This window comes from Stenotrophomonas sp. SXG-1 (assembly GCF_014083965.1).
In the GTDB taxonomy this organism is placed as follows: Bacteria; Pseudomonadota; Gammaproteobacteria; order Xanthomonadales; family Xanthomonadaceae; genus Stenotrophomonas; species Stenotrophomonas geniculata.
Genome location: NZ_CP046588.1, coordinates 3,153,487 through 3,168,564, shown reverse-complemented (window position 1 = coordinate 3,168,564; position 15,078 = coordinate 3,153,487). Strand labels below are relative to the sequence as shown.

The window sequence follows — 15,078 nt, the reverse complement described above, 5'->3', positions numbered from 1 at the left end:
TTCAGAGCGCGGCCGCCAACCCCGGTATACTGGCGCCCTTTCAGGCCCCGGCCCCCAGGAACCCCTGCCACGACGGCAGGGGCCCAGGCCCCCAGAGTCCCGCGATTCCATGTCCCAGCTGAACCCCAAAGTCGGCTTCGTCAGCCTTGGCTGCCCGAAGGCCCTTGTCGATTCCGAACGCATCCTTACCCAGCTCCGCTCGGAAGGCTACGACATCGTGCCGTCCTACGATTCGGCCGACGTGGTGGTGGTCAACACCTGTGGCTTTATCGATTCGGCGGTGACCGAATCGCTGGACGCGATCGGCGAGGCGATGAACCAGAACGGCAAGGTCATCGTCACCGGCTGCCTGGGCAAGCGCCCGGAGCAGATCCGCGAGGCGTACCCCAACGTGCTGGCGGTGTCCGGCCCGCAGGACTACCAGAGCGTGATGGAAGCCGTGCATGAAGCACTGCCGCCCAAGCACGACCCGTTCGTGGACCTGGTGCCTGACTACGGCATCAAGCTGACCCCGCGCCACTACGCGTACCTGAAGATTTCCGAAGGCTGCAACCACAAGTGCAGCTTCTGCATCATTCCGTCGATGCGCGGCAAGCTGGTCTCGCGCCCGGTGGATGAGGTGCTGCGCGAAGCCGAGCGCCTGGTGCGCGGCGGCGTGCGTGAGCTGCTGGTGGTTTCGCAGGACACCTCGGCCTATGGCGTGGACGTGAAGTACGCCGAGAAGATGTGGCGCGACAAGGCCTACCAGACCCGCCTGAAGGCGCTGTGCGAAGGCCTGTCCGAGCTGGATGCGTGGGTGCGCATGCACTACGTCTACCCGTACCCGCACGTGGACGAGGTGGTGCCGCTGATGGCCGAGAACCGCATCCTGCCGTACCTGGACATTCCGTTCCAGCATGCCAGCCCGCGCATCCTGCGCCTGATGAAGCGCCCCGGTGCGGTCGAGAAGACCCTGGAGCGCGTACAGAACTGGCGCCGTATCGCCCCGGACATCACCGTGCGTTCGACCTTCATCGTTGGCTTCCCGGGCGAGACCGAGGCCGAGTTCGAAGAGCTGCTCTCGTTCCTGGACGAGGCGCAGCTGGACCGCGTCGGTGCGTTCGCCTATTCGCCAGTGGAAGGCGCCACCGCCAACGACCTGCCCGATGCGGTGCCGGAGGAAGTGAAGCAGGAGCGGCTGGCCCGTTTCATGGAAAAGCAGGCGCGGATTTCCGCGGCACGCCTGGAAGCCAAAATCGGCACCGTGCAGCAGTGCCTGGTCGACGCCATCGAAGGCGATATCGCCGTGGCCCGCTCCAAGGCCGATGCCCCGGAGATCGACGGCCTGGTGCACATCCAGAATGCCGACCAGGTGCCGCTGCGCGTGGGTGAGTTCGTCGACGTGGAAATCACCGAGAGCGACGAGCACGACCTGTACGGTGACGCGCTGCCGGCCGCTACCCGCCCGGCATTCGATCTCAAGATGCTGTGACCACCGCGACGACCGCCGCCGGTGACGGCAGCGGTGTCCGCCGCTTCGTGCCGCCGCCGCGTGCGGCGGTCGATCCGCAGGTGTTCGCGCACCCGGTGTTTGCCGGATTGCGCGACGTTCGTGATCTGTTGGAAGGCCCGGAGTGGCCGTCCATTGCAGCGCTCGAGGCACGCCTCACGCTGCCCGGCAAGCACCTGGTCGAGCAGGATGCCACGCTGCTGGCTGACGGCCTGCACTACGAAGCCCGCATCGCGCAGGGGCTTATCGCCACCCGCGCCGACAACTGGCACGACCTGTTCAATGCACTGGTGTGGGCCCGTTACCCGCAGCTCAAGCAGGCCCTCAATGTGCAGCAGTGCCGGCATATCGAGGCGATGCCGCCGGGCCAGCGCAACCGTGCGCAGGCCGCGTTGACCCAGTTCGACGAGACCGGCGTGATCGTGCGCGTGCGCGATGACTCGTTTATGCGTGCGTGGGATGGGCATGACTGGCATGCATTGTTCGAGCCAGCGCACTGGCTGAGCGGAGACATCGCCATCGCTGCGGTATTCGGGCACGCGCTGATGGAGCAGGCGCTGCTGCCGGAACGCCGTCTGGTGGGCAAGTGCGTGGTGGTGCGCGACGAAGTCGATGATGCCTGCGTTGACGCAGTGACCGCGGCCATCGCCGAGGGCAGGGCAGTGACCGATCCGCTGCAGCTGCGGCCCCTGCCATTGGCCGGTATTCCCGGCTGGCATGGCGTGCAGGATTCCGCCTTCTATCGCAATGCCGATTATTTCCGCCCGCTGCGTGCCGGTCGCCAGTATCCGTTGCCGCTGGTGGGGTTGCCGTTGTAGAGCCGAGCCCATGCTCGGCTGCGTTTGCCCATCAGCCGAGCATGGGCTCGGCTCTACAAAGGGCAGGCAGTCGAGCCATGCTCGACGCTACACAGGCTCGTACTCCACCCCGATCACCGCAAAGGTGAACTGCCCGCCGGGCAGCTCTACCGAGAACTCATCATCCAGCCGCTTCTTCAGCAGCGCACGTGCCAGCGGCGAATCGATGCTGATCCAACCCAGGCCTGCATCGGTCTCGTCCGGGCCGACAATGCGATAGCGGCTGGTGTCGCCACTGTCCACGTTCTCCAGTTCCACCCACGCGCCGAAAAACACCGCCTGCGGATCGGTCGGCGTGGTGTCGACCACGCGCAGCGATTCCAATCGCTTGGTCAGGTAGCGCACGCGACGGTCGATCTCGCCCAGCTGCTTCTTGCGGTAGGTGTACTCGGCGTTTTCCGAACGATCGCCTTCTGCGGCGGCTGCGGCCAGTGCCTTCACCACCTCGGGGCGGCGCACCCGCCACAGGTCATCCAGTTCGGCCTTCAGCCGTGCGTGGCCGGAGGCGGTGATCAGGGCAGTGCTTTTTTCTGCGGGGGGACGCCAACGGGACATGCGGTAAGACTTCTTTTCAGGGGAACGATGGGGTCGGAGCCCTTTCCCGTGGAAAGAGCTCTGACCGCCAGTGGCGGTGAATCAGCGCTTGCCGCCGAAGATGCCGCCCAACAGGCCACGCACGATCTGGTTGCCCAGCCTGGTGCCGACCGTGCGCGTGGTCTGCTTGGCCATCGTCTCGATCATGCCCTGGCGGCGCTTGGTGCCGAAAATCGCATCCTTGATCGCCTGGCCGAAACCGCCTTCCTGCGCTTCGTCCTGCTCGCGGCTGCGGGCGGCCGGCGCCTGCGCCTGCTCGACCGTCTTCTGCGCGCGCTGGGCCAGCAGTTCGGCGGCCGATTCACGGTTGATCGCCGTGTCGTAACGACTGCCGACCGGGCTGCCGGCACGCACCTGGGTACGCTCGGTCTCGGTGATCGGTCCCATCCGGCAGCGCGGCGGCGCGATCATCGTCTGCTGCACCGGCATCGGCACACCCTTGTCCTGCAGGGTGGATACCAGCGCTTCACCGGTGCCGAGCTGGCTGAGCACCTTGGCCACGTCCAGCTTCGGGTTCGGCACGAAGGTTTCGGCAGCGGTCTTCACTGCCTTCTGGTCGCGCGGGGTGAACGCACGCAACGCGTGCTGCACGCGGTTGCCCAGTTGGCCGAGGATGTTGCCCGGCACGTCGTCGGGGAACTGCGAGCAGAAATACACGCCCACGCCCTTGGAGCGGATCAGGCGCACCACCTGCTCGATGCGCTGCACCAGCGACGGCGGTGCGTCGTCGAACAGCAGGTGGGCCTCGTCGAAGATGAAGACCAGCTTCGGCTTGTCCAGGTCGCCCACCTCCGGCAGCTGCTCGAACAACTCCGACAGCAGCCACAGCAGGAAGGTGGAATACAGCTTGGGCTTGAGCACAAGCTGGTCGGCGGCGAGGATGCCGATCACGCCGCGACCGTCGTGATTGACCCGCATGATGTCGGCCAGCTCAAGCGCCGGTTCGCCGAAGAAATTCTCGCCACCATCCTGCGCCAGGCGCAGCACCGAACGCTGGATCGCGGCGATCGACTGCGCACTGACCAGGCCGTACTCGGTGGAGATGTCCTTGCGCTCCTCGGCCACCAGGCCGAGCAGGGCGCGCAGGTCATCCATGTCCAGCAGCAGCAGGCCACGGTCGTCGGCCAGCTTGAACACGATGTCGAGCACGCCGGACTGGGTGTCGTTCAACTCGAGGATGCGCGCCAGCAGGGTCGGGCCCATCTCGCTGACCGTGGTGCGCACCGGATGGCCGAGCTTGCCGTACAGGTCCCAGAAAATGGTGGGGCTGGCGGCCGGCGCATAGTCGGCCACGCCGATCTCGGCAGCACGCGTCAGCAGGTTCTCGGCACCGGTGCCGGGAACAGCCAGGCCGGACACATCGCCCTTAACATCGGCCAGGAACACCGGCACGCCCAGCCGCGAGAAGCCCTCGGCCAGGGTCATCAGGGTGACCGTCTTGCCGGTGCCGGTGGCGCCGGCCACCAGGCCGTGGCGGTTGCCGAGTTTCGGCAGCAGGGTGACGGCAATATCGTCGGTAATGCCTTTGCCGAGCAGAATCGGATCCATGGTCCAGCCCTTGTGGTGAATAGCCCAATGTTAACCGCCGGCGGTGACGGGCCGAAGGTCGGCTTGCCCGGACCTTGGCGGCGCCGCTACTCTGCCTGCCTGTTTCGCACACAGTGCCATCAATGCCCGTTCCTGTCCTGATTTCCCGCGGTTGGCCGCTGCTGGCCCTGGCCTGCCTGGTTTCCCTGGCGCCCGACGCCCATGCGCAGCGGGTTTCGGCCCGGGACAAGGTGAAGGTGGATGCGCTGCAGCAGCGCATGACCGTCGCCGAAAAGCGTTACAGCGACGCCCTGCTGCTGGTCGCCGATGCCGACCCCAAGGGCAGCAACGAGGCCGATGCCGCGCTGGAAGACATGGAAGATGTCCTCAACGACTGCGTGAAGCAGAAGGGCTGCCAGATGGGCACCCTGCTTGCCAGCTACAAGCGCCTGCTCAAGCACGACGCTGATGCCGCTGCCAGCGACGACGTGGCCGACGAGGGCGGTGACCGCCTGGAAGCCGACCCCGACCATATCGGCCCGCTCACCGCCGACGTGCCGGAGGCCGCGCGCGCTGCCGCGCTGCTCAACGACAAGCGGCACGCCTTCGACAGCATGGTCGAATACAACCCGGCGGTGCAGGCCGGCATCCGCCGCTGGCTGACCGACATGCGCCCGGCGCTGCTGACCAGCTATGAGAACTACCAGAACCTGCGCGCGGTGATGTGGCCGGAGTGGGAGAAGCGTGGCCTGCCCGAGGCACTGCTGTTCGGCATCATGGCCAAGGAATCCAACGGTCGCGTGCATGCGTCCTCGCGCGCCGGCGCCGCCGGGCTGATGCAGTTCATGCCGGCCACCGGCCGCCGCTTCGGCCTCGGTCCGGATGGCACCGGCTTCGATACCCGTTTCGATGCGCGCAGTGCTGCTGAAGCCAGCGCCAGTTACCTCAACGAGCGTCTACGCGAGCTGAACAACAACGTGGAAATGTCGGTGGCCGCCTACAACGGTGGTGAAGGCCGTGCCGCGCGCGTGTTCAAGCAGAGCGCCGGCCAGAGCTTCTGGACCGACAGCGTCTACAACCAGTTCCCCGGCGAGACCAAGGACTATGTGCCGATGGTGATCGCGGCGGCCTGGATCTTCCTGCACCCGCAGCAGTACGGCGTGGAATTCCCGAAGATCAGCGCGCAGCCGGCCACGCTGCGCCTGGCCAAGTCCACCACCATCTACGAACTGACCATCTGCCTGGGCAGCCACGGCACCCGCGATGGCTACATGCGCGCGCTGCGCAACCTCAACCCGCGCTATGAAGCCGACGGCTGGATTCCGGCCGGCACGCTGATCAACGCCACCACCCGCATCGCCGGCCTGTACCAGCGCAACTGCGTCAGCGGCCCGCGTGCCGACCTGGCCCGTACCCTGATCACCGCCGATCTGAACGCAGCGATCAAGCGTCCGACCGCTGCCAGCTACACCGGCAGCGTGGCCGTGGGCGGTGTGGTGCCGGTGGCCGATGCGGCCGCGTCCACCAGCGTGCCGACCACCCCGGTGGCGCCGGTGGCGGCCCCGCGCCCGGCGGCGCGCCCGAAGCCGGTGCGCAGCCACAAGGTGGGCAAGGGCGAGACCCTGGGCGCCATCGCCGCGAAATTCCAGTGCGACGTGCCGACCTTGGCCCGCGCCAACGGCCTGAAGGCCCCGGCCTACAGCCTGCGCCACGGCCAGACGCTGAAGCTGCAGGGCTGCGACAAGTAATCCCCCCGACCCCTGGAATCCGCATGGACCTCGAAGACACCCGCAACCTGTTCGCCAACCTCCGCGAAAACACCGACTGGGACATCACCGGCCCGTTGCTGTGGGGGTACTTCTTCGTGCATTCCACTGCTGAGCCGTTGCAGGTGCTGGCTGACCATCTGCAGGCGCAGGGTTACACCTTCGTGGAACTGTTCGAGCAGGAGCCGGAAGAAGGCGACGCGCCGTTCCACGTGCTGCATGTGGAGCGCGTGGAGATTCACGACGAAGCCTCGCTGGACCGTCGCAACCAGGAGTTCGCGGCGCTGGCCGCGGAGAAGGGCGTGGAAGACTACGACGGCATGGACGTAGGTCCAGCCACGGCCCTGCAGTAGCGCGCTTCTGGCTGTAGAGCCGAGCCCATGCTCGGCTTCCTTTGCCCACAGAAATGCATGACCGGTTGCAGCCAGCAGCCGAGCATGGGCTCGGCTCTACATGTACCTCAGCGCAGCGTCGCCAGCGCCTGGCCCAGCTGCACCGGGCTTTCGGCGCCCAGCTGCGGCGCGAACTCGGCCACGCCCGGCGGCAGCAGCACGATCACGGTCGAACCGTAGTTGAAGCGCGCCATCTCGGCGAAGCGCTCCAGCTGGATGCCCTGGCCGCGGTAATCCTTGCGGGTGATGCGGTCACCGTAGGCCGGGATCTCCTCACCGCTCCATACGGTCTCCACGCCGGACACCAGCAGTGCACCGACCATCACGCTCACCATCGGGCCGAAGCTGGTATCGAAGTGGCAGACCAAGCGCTCGTTGCGGGCGAACAGGCGCGGCACGCCGTTCACCGCGGCCGGACCGACGCTGAACAGGCGGCCCGGCACGTGCACGGTCTCGCGCAGGGTGCCGGTCCACGGCATGTGCACGCGGTGGTAATCGCGCGGCGACAGGTACACGGTGGCGTACAGGCCGTCGTTGTACGGCTTGGCGTCTTCGTCGCTGCCCAGCAGTTCGGCGGCGGTGAACGACTGGCCCTTGGCCTGGAAGATCCGGCCGGCCTCGATCTTCCCCAGCTGGCTGATGCGGCCGTCGGCCGGCATCACCAGGCTGCGCGGATCGGCATCGGCCACGCGCGCCCCCGGCTTCAGCGCACGCGTGAAGAACTGGTTGAAGGTGGCATAGCTGCGCGGGTCCGGGTTGGCCGCTTCGTCCAGGTTGACGTTGAACTTGCGGGTGACGGTGTCGATCAGCCAGCGCGACACGCGCGGATCGTCCGAGTACGCCAGCGAACGCGCCATCGAGGACAGCAGGCGGTGGGGCAGGGCGTACGTCAGGGCGGTGGTGAGGCTCATGGGGCGGTTTTCTCGGTCAGCTTCTGCAGGTCGCGGGCAATGGCCGGCGCGTTGAACGGGGGCCGCACCAGGCCGGCAAGGCGGCCCTGCGGGTCGAGCACGGCCAGGCTGGCCGAGTGCTCGACGGTGTAATCCTCAGGGTTCTCGTCGAAGTGCTTGCCCGGCACCTTCTGGAACACGAAACCCAGCGACGTGGCAAAGCGCTCCAGCGACGGGATATCGGCGGTGGCGGCCAGGGTGTCCTTGTGGAAGCCGTGCACGTACTCGCCCAGGCGTGTGGCGCTGTCACGGTCCGGGTCGACCGAGATGAACAGCACGCGCGGGCGCAGGCTGTCGGGCAGGGCCTCCCACTGGTTCTGCGCGCCGGCCAGCTCGGCCAGAGTGGTGGGGCAGACGTCGGGGCAGAAGGTGAAGCCCAGGAACACCAGGGTCCAGTGGCCCTTCAGCTCGCCCGGAATCAGGCGGGTGCCGTCGGACTGGGCCAGGTTGAAGTCGGGCAGTTCGCGCGGCTGCGGGTACAGCGTGATCGCTTCGGTGGCCGGGGCGTTGGCCGGTGGCTTCGGCGCGAACACCTGCTGGGCGGCCAGCAGGCCCAGGCCCGCCGCCAGGGCGATCAGCAGGATGATGCCGGCGTTGCGATTGAACATGGGAGCCCCCGCGCGAAGTGGGCTCCATCATACCGGCTGCGGCCCGATCGTTTCTGCCGCAACGGATGCCGCCGCGGGCGCCAGCCCCTATAATCGGGGGCCACTTTGCCCGCAGTACCGCCATGACCGCTGAAACGGCCGCCGAACTCCACACGATCATCGATCTGATCCGCTACGGCACCAGCCGTTTCAACGAAGCCGGGCTGACCTTCGGTCACAGCTACGACAATGCGCTGGACGAGGCCACCCAGCTGGTGCTGCACAGCCTGCACCTGCCGCACGATCTGGGCCCGGCCTATGGCCAGGCGCGCCTGCTGCAGGCCGAAAAGCTGCGCGTGCTGGAACTGTTCCAGCGTCGCATCGATGAACGCATCCCGGCCGCCTACTTGACCGGTGAGGCCTGGTTCGCCGGCCTGAGCTTCAAGAGCGACAAGCGCGCCCTGGTGCCGCGTTCGCCGATCGCCGAACTGATCGAATGCGGCTTCGAGCCGTGGCTGGCCGGCCGCGATGTCAGCCGCGCGCTGGATCTTTGCACCGGTTCGGGCTGCATCGCCATCGCCATGGGCCATTACTACCCGAACTGGGAAGTGGATGGCGTCGACCTGAGCGACGACGCGCTGTCGCTGGCCGAAGAGAACAAGGAACGCCTGCAGGCGCACAACGTCACCCTGCTCAAGTCGGACCTGTTCAACGGCCTGACCGGCCGCCACTACGACCTGATCGTCACCAACCCACCGTACGTCACCAACGACGAGACCGATGCCCTGCCGCAGGAATACTCCTACGAGCCGGAGATGGGTCTGCGTGCCGGCGATGACGGCCTGGACCTGGTGCTGAAGATCCTGCGCGATGCCCCGCTGCACCTGAGCGAAGACGGTCTGCTGATCTGTGAAGTGGGCGAGTCCGAACAGCATCTGGTCAAGCTGCTGCCGGAAGTCGATTTCGCCTGGATCGAGTTCAAGGTTGGCCAGATGGGCATCTTCGCGGTCGAGTGCCGCGAACTGATCGCCCACAGCGCCCGCATCACCGAACTGGCGGCGCAGCGCCCGTGAGCTCCAATTCGTTCGGCAAGCTGTTCACCGTCACCACGTTCGGCGAGTCGCACGGGCCGGCCATCGGCTGCGTGATCGATGGCTGCCCGCCGGGGCTGGCGCTGGACGCGGCCGAATTCGCCCACGACCTGCAGCGTCGCGCAACCGGCAAGAGCCGGCACACCTCGGCGCGTCGCGAAGCCGATGAGGTCGAGATCCTGTCCGGCGTGTACGAGGGCCTGACCACCGGCACGCCGATCGCGCTGCTGATCCGCAACACCGACCAGCGCAGCAAGGACTACGCCAACATCGGCCAGCAGTTCCGGCCGGGTCATGCCGACTACAGCTACTGGCACAAGTACGGCATCCGCGACCCGCGCGGTGGCGGCCGTTCCTCGGCACGCGAGACCACCATGCGCGTGGCCGCCGGCGTGGTCGCCAAGAAGTGGCTCGCCGAGCGCTTCGGCGTGACCGTGCGTGGCTACCTGTCGCAGCTGGGCGACATCACGCCGGCCGGTTTCGACTGGTCGGCGGTGGAAGACAATCCGTTCTTCTGGCCGCACGCCGCACAGGTGCCGGAACTCGAGGCGTACATGGATGCGCTGCGCAAGTCCGGTGATTCGGTCGGTGCGCGCGTGGACGTGGTCGCCGACAACGTGCCGCCGGGCTGGGGCGAGCCGATCTACGGCAAGCTCGATGGCGAACTGGCCGCTGCGCTGATGAGCATCAACGCGGTGAAGGGGGTGGAGATCGGCGACGGTTTCGCCAGCGCAGCGCAGAAGGGCACCGAGCACCGTGACCTGCTGACCCCGCAGGGCTTCGCCAGCAACCATGCCGGCGGCATCCTCGGTGGCATTTCCACCGGCCAGCCGGTGGTCGCCTCGATCGTGTTGAAGCCGACCTCCAGCCTGCGCCTGCCGGGCCCGTCGCTGGACACGGCCGGCAACGTGGTCGAGGTGGTCACCACCGGCCGCCATGATCCCTGCGTCGGCATCCGTGCCACCCCGATCGCCGAGGCGATGGTGGCGATGGTGCTGATGGACCAGGCGCTGCGTCATCGCGCGCAGTGTGGCGATGTCGGCACGATCACCCCGCGCATTCCCGGGCAGATCGATGGCTGACACGCGGCCGACGGTGTGGGTGAGCCAGCCGCTGATCGACGCGGCCATCGCGCCGTTGCGCGATCGCGTACAGCTGCGCAGCACCGACACTGTCACCGCCTGGTCGCCCGATCAGATCGCCGAACAGCTGGCCAGCGCCGACGGCGCAATCATCACGCTCAACGAGCGCATTGGTGCGGCCCAGGTGGCCGACGCCGCACAGCTGCAGGTGATCGCCAATGTCGGCGTCGGCTACAACAACCTGGATGTCGACGCGCTCAGCGCCGCCGGCATTCTCGCCAGCAACACGCCGGACGTCCTGACCGGGACCACCGCCGATCTCGGCTTCGCGTTGCTGATGGCCACTGCACGCCGCATCACTGAATCCGAGCGCTGGCTGCGCGAAGGGCAGTGGCAGCAGTGGTCGTTCCAGACCATGCTCGGTGCCGACATCCACGGCAGCACGCTGGGCATCCTCGGCATGGGCCGCATCGGCCAGGGCATTGCCCGCCGCGGTGCACACGGGTTCGGCATGAAGGTGCTGTACCACAACCGCTCGCAGCTGCCGGCCGCGACCGAAGCGGAAGTGGGCGCCACCTATGTGGACCTGGATACGCTGCTGGCACAGTCCGACCACCTGCTGCTGGTGCTGCCGTACACGCCGGCCTCGCACCATCTGATCGATGCCGTCGCGCTGGCGAAGATGAAGCCGTCGGCAACGCTGGTGAACATCGCCCGTGGTGGCCTGGTTGATGAGATCGCGCTGGCCGATGCGCTGGCCAACGGTCGCCTTGCCGCAGCGGGCCTGGATGTGTACGAAGGCGAGCCGAAGGTGCGCCCCGAACTGCTGGCGCTGCGCAATGTCGTGCTGACTCCGCATATCGGCAGCGCCTCGCTGGCCACGCGCACGGCGATGGTACAGCTGGCCGTGGATAATCTGGTTGCCGGGCTCGGCCTGGACGGCGGCCTGTCGCGCATGCCGAGCGCGATCAACGCTGACGCGGCGATGGCCGCGCGCGTGACTCTGGGCAAAAAAACCGGGAAACGATAGGGAACCTCCGCGCGCCCCGCTTGAGGAGGTTCCCCGAACCCAGCTGTCGTGCGTGTTTCTTCCCCATTCCCGTTTTCGTGAGAGTTTCCCCCATGAGCAATGCACAGCGCAGTTTCCACGTCGCCGTCGTCGGTGCCACCGGTGCGGTCGGCGAGACCATGTTGTCGATCCTGGCCGAGCGTGATTTCCCGGTCGGTACCCTGAGCGTTCTCGCTTCCGAGCGTTCGGCCGGCGGCGAGATCGAGTTCAACGGCCAGAAGGTCAAGGTTCAGGACCTGGCTACCTTTGATCCGAGCGGCGTCGAGATCGCCCTGTTCTCGGCCGGCGGCAGCGTGTCCAAGGAATACGCGCCGAAGTTCGCAGCAGCGGGCGCTGTGGTGATCGACAACTCCTCGGCCTTCCGTTACGACGATGACGTGCCGCTGGTGGTGTCCGAGGTCAACCCGGAGCAGGTCGCCAACCGTCCGCGCGGCATCATCGCCAACCCGAACTGCTCGACCATGCAGATGCTGGTGGCACTGGCACCGCTGCACCGCAAGTACGGCATCGAGCGCATCAACGTCTCCACCTACCAGTCGGTGTCTGGCGGCGGCCGTTCGGCAACCGAGGAACTGGGCAAGCAGACCGGCCAGCTGCTGAGCTTCCAGGAGATCGATCCGCAGCGCTTCCCGGTGCAGATCGCCTTCAACCTGATCCCGCACATCGATGACTTCCAGGACAACGGTTTCACCAAGGAAGAGATGAAGCTGATCTGGGAGACCCGCAAGATCCTCGGTGACGACAGCATCCTGGTGAACCCGACCGCGGTGCGCGTGCCGGTGTTCTACGGCCACTCCGAATCGGTGGCGATCGAAACCCGCGACAAGGTGACCGTGGCCGAAGCGCGCGCGCTGCTGGAACAGTCGCCGGGCGTTGAAGTGGTGGACCGCCATGAAGCCGGTGGTTATCCGACTCCGGTCACCCATGCCTCGGGCACCGATGCGGTGTATGTCGGCCGTATCCGTGAAGACCTGTCGCATCCGCGCGGCCTGAACCTGTGGATCGTGTCGGACAACGTGCGCAAGGGCGCGGCGTTGAATGCCGTGCAGCTGGCCGAGCTGGTCGCCGCCGAGCAGCGCTGATGGAGAGGCCGGGCAATCCCCGGCCTTTTCTGTAGAGCCGAGCCTACGCTCGGCTCAGGCCATGCAGCCGAGCATGGGCTCGGCTCTACATGGGTGCGGACCCCGGTCCGCACGCTTTATAGTGTCGCCCATGAATAAACGGGCCAAGGGCGCAAAGCGCCCGCTCACCTATCTGTCCGCCGCACTGCTCGCCTTGGCCAGCAGTTCGGCGCTCGCCCTGGGGTTGGGTGACATCCGGGTCCTGTCCAAGCCGGGCCAGCCCCTGCTGGCTGAAATCCCGGTGGTCTCGGCCGATCCGTCCGAGCTGGAAAACCTGCGGGTGGCGCTTGCCTCACCGGTCACCTTCGAACGTGTCGGCCTGCAGCGGCCAACCGGACTGGTCAGTGAACTGCAGTTCGAACTGACCCGCGACACGCAGGGCAGGGCAGTGGTGCGCGTCACCTCGCAGGCGCCGGTGGAGACGCCGTCGCTGAGCTTCCTGATCGAAGCCGACTGGGGTCAGGGCCGCCTGGTGCGTGAGTACTCGGCGCTGGTCGATGCGCCGCCCAGTGCGCTGGCCGTGGCCGAGCCGGAGATCGTCGCACCGGCCGGCACGCTCTCCAATACCATCGTGCGCGAACCTGCACCGGCTTCGGCAACGGTGCCGGCAGCAGAGACGCCCACTACGCCGCCATCTGCGGTGGTGCCTGCACCGGCACGCCCGCGTGCGGCCTCCGCGCCGGTTGCTGCACCGGCGGCCGATGGCAGCATCACCGTGCAGCGCGGGCAGACCCTGTCGCAGATCGCCAGTGCAGTGGCACGTGGCAACCAGGTCAGTCGCGACCGCGCGATGATCGCCCTGCTGCGTGCCAATCCCGAAGCCTTCATCCGGGGCAACGTCAACCTGCTCAAGCAGGGGGCGGTGCTGCGCATGCCAGGCAGCGATGCGCTTGCTGCGGTCGACGCTGCCGAAGCGGCGACGCTCGTGCGCGAGCACGCTGCGCAATGGCGGCAGGCGCGTACCGTGCCGCAACCCGCGGGTACCGTCGCCCCGGTCGCCAAGGCCGCAACCACGAACGCTTCTTCCCCGCCTGCCGCCAACGGGGCACGACTTGAGATCGCTCCGGCGCTGGCGTCCGACGCCGCGCACGCGGGCACAACCACCGGCACCGCTGCCGGCAGCGAGGGTGACATGCTGGGCAACGAACAACTGCGCCAGGCGCGTGAGGACATCGCCACCCGCGATGCCGAGATCGGCGAGCTGAAGCAGCGCGTGGCCGACCTTGAGAAACTCAAGGAACAGCAGCAGTCGCTGATCGCGATGAAGGACAACGACCTGGCCGCCGCGCAGCAGCGCCTGGCGCAGGCACCGGATGCCCGCGATGCGGCAACGCCGTGGTACTGGCTGGGGCTGCCGGTACTGCTGCTGGCGGCGGGCGCGGCCTGGCTGCTGCGTCGTCGCAAGCCGTCGCCGCTGCCGCCGCTGCGTGAGGAAGACGATGCCGCCGGCCTGACCGCGGCGGTGCCGGCGGGTGCGGCGCTGGATACGCTGGCCGAGCAGTCCTCATGGTCGTCGGCTGTTGCCGACAATGGCCGCCAGGAACCGGCGATGCCCGCCTGGGCCACCGAAACCGAAGTGCATGACGTGGTGGTCGCCGAACCCGTTGCCGAGGACCTGGCGCGGGCCGGCTGGCAGACCGACAGGCTGCGCGAGGAGGACGCGGTGGCATTGCCCGAAGCGGTGACCGATCTGCCGCGCTGGGACGATCCCGCAACCACCGGCGACGAGGGTGTCGTCGCCGAGCCGCTGCAGGACGAGCGCGTTGCACCGCAGGCGCCGGTCGAAGTGGTGGTGCCGGACTACGCACTGCATGCCGAACAGCAGCCGCAGTTCCGCGGCGTGTTCGATCTGCCGGCCGACGCGCATGAGAACGAGGCTCCGGTGGACGCCGCCCGTCGCGAAGCCATCGACGGCATCGACCATGGCGCCGTCGAGGCCTCTCATTCCGACGACATCGCGTCGAGCGCGGCTGCGCCTGCCGGCGACGCGGGCTGGTCGCCACGTGCCGGCCAGGAGCGCCTGGAACTGGCCATTGCCTACCTCGATCTGGGCGACGCACAGACCGCGCGCACCCTGTTGCTGGAAGTCGCCGAAGGCGGTGACCTGCACAGCCAGGCCCAGGCCCGCGAACTGCTGGCGCGCCTGCCGTGACCGAACCTGCCGACAAGGACCTTGCCATGAGCCGCGAACGCCGCATCGACTACGTTGAATTCGCGTCCAGCGACCCGGCCGCCAGCCGTGCCTTCTTCGAGAAGGTGTTCGACTGGTCGTTCGTCGACTACGGCAGCGACTACACGGCGTTCGACGATGGCCGCCTGCAGGGCGGCTTCTTCCGTGGCCAGCCGCAGCGGGCCAGCGACAGCGGTGCACCGCTGCTGGTGCTGTATGCCGACCAACTGGCACCGGTCGAGGCCGCCGTACGCGACGCCGGCGGCGAGATCGTGCGCCCGGTGTTCTCCTTCCCCGGTGGCAGTCGCTTCCAGTTCGTCGAGCCCGGTGGCAACGAACTGGCGGTCTGGTCCGAACGCGATCCGGCCTGAGCGCCGCCCCAT

At 67.5% G+C, this 15,078-nt stretch carries 14 protein-coding genes; 10 read left to right on the top strand and 4 right to left on the bottom strand.

What is annotated here, in order from left to right; all coding sequences use genetic code 11:
* Window positions 1-109 precede the first annotated feature (109 nt).
* Both rimO and GOC52_RS14615 read left to right on the top strand, forming a co-directional pair.
* Window positions 110-1,471, top strand: coding sequence for a 30S ribosomal protein S12 methylthiotransferase RimO (rimO, locus tag GOC52_RS14620; RefSeq protein ID WP_191849753.1), 1,362 nt, complete (start codon window positions 110-112; stop codon window positions 1,469-1,471).
* The gene (locus GOC52_RS14615; protein ID WP_043401151.1) at window positions 1,468-2,307 is read left to right on the top strand and encodes a DUF3025 domain-containing protein; all 840 of its coding nucleotides are present in this window, start codon (window positions 1,468-1,470) and stop codon (window positions 2,305-2,307) included. The genes rimO and GOC52_RS14615 overlap by 4 nt, the downstream gene beginning before the upstream one ends.
* An 87-nt stretch (window positions 2,308-2,394) precedes the next feature.
* Here GOC52_RS14615 and greB read toward each other — a convergent pair whose 3' ends face one another.
* Together greB and GOC52_RS14605 are read right to left on the bottom strand one after the other, a co-directional pair.
* Window positions 2,395-2,901 carry a transcription elongation factor GreB gene (gene greB / locus GOC52_RS14610; RefSeq protein ID WP_019336668.1) on the bottom strand — a complete coding sequence of 169 codons (507 nt, stop codon included), beginning with the start codon at window positions 2,899-2,901 and terminating at the stop codon, window positions 2,395-2,397.
* Between the two features lie 81 nt (window positions 2,902-2,982).
* Entirely contained in the window at window positions 2,983-4,488 is a 1,506-nt protein-coding gene (locus GOC52_RS14605) for a helicase HerA-like domain-containing protein (RefSeq protein ID WP_191849751.1), read from the bottom strand.
* A gap of 122 nt (window positions 4,489-4,610) precedes the next feature.
* On the opposite strand from GOC52_RS14605, the gene GOC52_RS14600 reads away from it, so the two are divergent.
* Together GOC52_RS14600 and GOC52_RS14595 are read left to right on the top strand one after the other, a co-directional pair.
* Window positions 4,611-6,215 carry a transglycosylase SLT domain-containing protein gene (locus tag GOC52_RS14600; protein WP_191849749.1) on the top strand — a complete coding sequence of 535 codons (1,605 nt, stop codon included), beginning with the start codon at window positions 4,611-4,613 and terminating at the stop codon, window positions 6,213-6,215.
* A gap of 23 nt (window positions 6,216-6,238) precedes the next feature.
* Window positions 6,239-6,586 (top strand): ribonuclease E inhibitor RraB, encoded by a 348-nt coding sequence (locus GOC52_RS14595; RefSeq protein ID WP_191849747.1) that lies wholly within the window; start codon window positions 6,239-6,241, stop codon window positions 6,584-6,586.
* A gap of 107 nt (window positions 6,587-6,693) precedes the next feature.
* Here the strand turns inward: GOC52_RS14595 and asd are convergent, their stop codons facing one another.
* Both asd and GOC52_RS14585 read right to left on the bottom strand, forming a co-directional pair.
* Window positions 6,694-7,536, bottom strand: coding sequence for an archaetidylserine decarboxylase (gene asd, locus GOC52_RS14590; protein ID WP_019336666.1), 843 nt, complete (start codon window positions 7,534-7,536; stop codon window positions 6,694-6,696).
* Window positions 7,533-8,183, bottom strand: a complete 651-nt coding sequence (locus GOC52_RS14585) for an SCO family protein (protein ID WP_010483041.1) — start codon at window positions 8,181-8,183, stop codon at window positions 7,533-7,535. The genes asd and GOC52_RS14585 overlap by 4 nt, the downstream gene beginning before the upstream one ends.
* 122 nt (window positions 8,184-8,305) lie before the next feature.
* Between GOC52_RS14585 and prmB the strand changes: the two genes are divergently transcribed.
* The 6 genes from prmB to GOC52_RS14555 all read left to right on the top strand — a co-directional run bounded on the left by prmB (window position 8,306) and on the right by GOC52_RS14555 (window position 15,066).
* Window positions 8,306-9,235, top strand: a complete 930-nt coding sequence (prmB, locus tag GOC52_RS14580) for a 50S ribosomal protein L3 N(5)-glutamine methyltransferase (RefSeq protein ID WP_010483043.1) — start codon at window positions 8,306-8,308, stop codon at window positions 9,233-9,235.
* Complete coding sequence (gene aroC, locus GOC52_RS14575; RefSeq protein WP_010483045.1) at window positions 9,232-10,335, top strand: chorismate synthase; 1,104 nt, start codon at window positions 9,232-9,234, stop codon at window positions 10,333-10,335. The genes prmB and aroC overlap by 4 nt, the downstream gene beginning before the upstream one ends.
* Entirely contained in the window at window positions 10,328-11,365 is a 1,038-nt protein-coding gene (locus GOC52_RS14570) for a 2-hydroxyacid dehydrogenase (RefSeq protein WP_010483047.1), read from the top strand. The genes aroC and GOC52_RS14570 overlap by 8 nt, the downstream gene beginning before the upstream one ends.
* Before the next feature lie 92 nt (window positions 11,366-11,457).
* The gene (locus tag GOC52_RS14565; protein ID WP_010483049.1) at window positions 11,458-12,486 is read left to right on the top strand and encodes an aspartate-semialdehyde dehydrogenase; all 1,029 of its coding nucleotides are present in this window, start codon (window positions 11,458-11,460) and stop codon (window positions 12,484-12,486) included.
* Window positions 12,487-12,616: 130 nt separating this feature from the next.
* Window positions 12,617-14,677, top strand: coding sequence for a FimV/HubP family polar landmark protein (locus tag GOC52_RS14560; RefSeq protein ID WP_043400992.1), 2,061 nt, complete (start codon window positions 12,617-12,619; stop codon window positions 14,675-14,677).
* 26 nt (window positions 14,678-14,703) lie between these two features.
* Window positions 14,704-15,066, top strand: a complete 363-nt coding sequence (locus GOC52_RS14555; protein ID WP_032952441.1) for a VOC family protein — start codon at window positions 14,704-14,706, stop codon at window positions 15,064-15,066.
* Window positions 15,067-15,078: the final 12 nt, after the last annotated feature.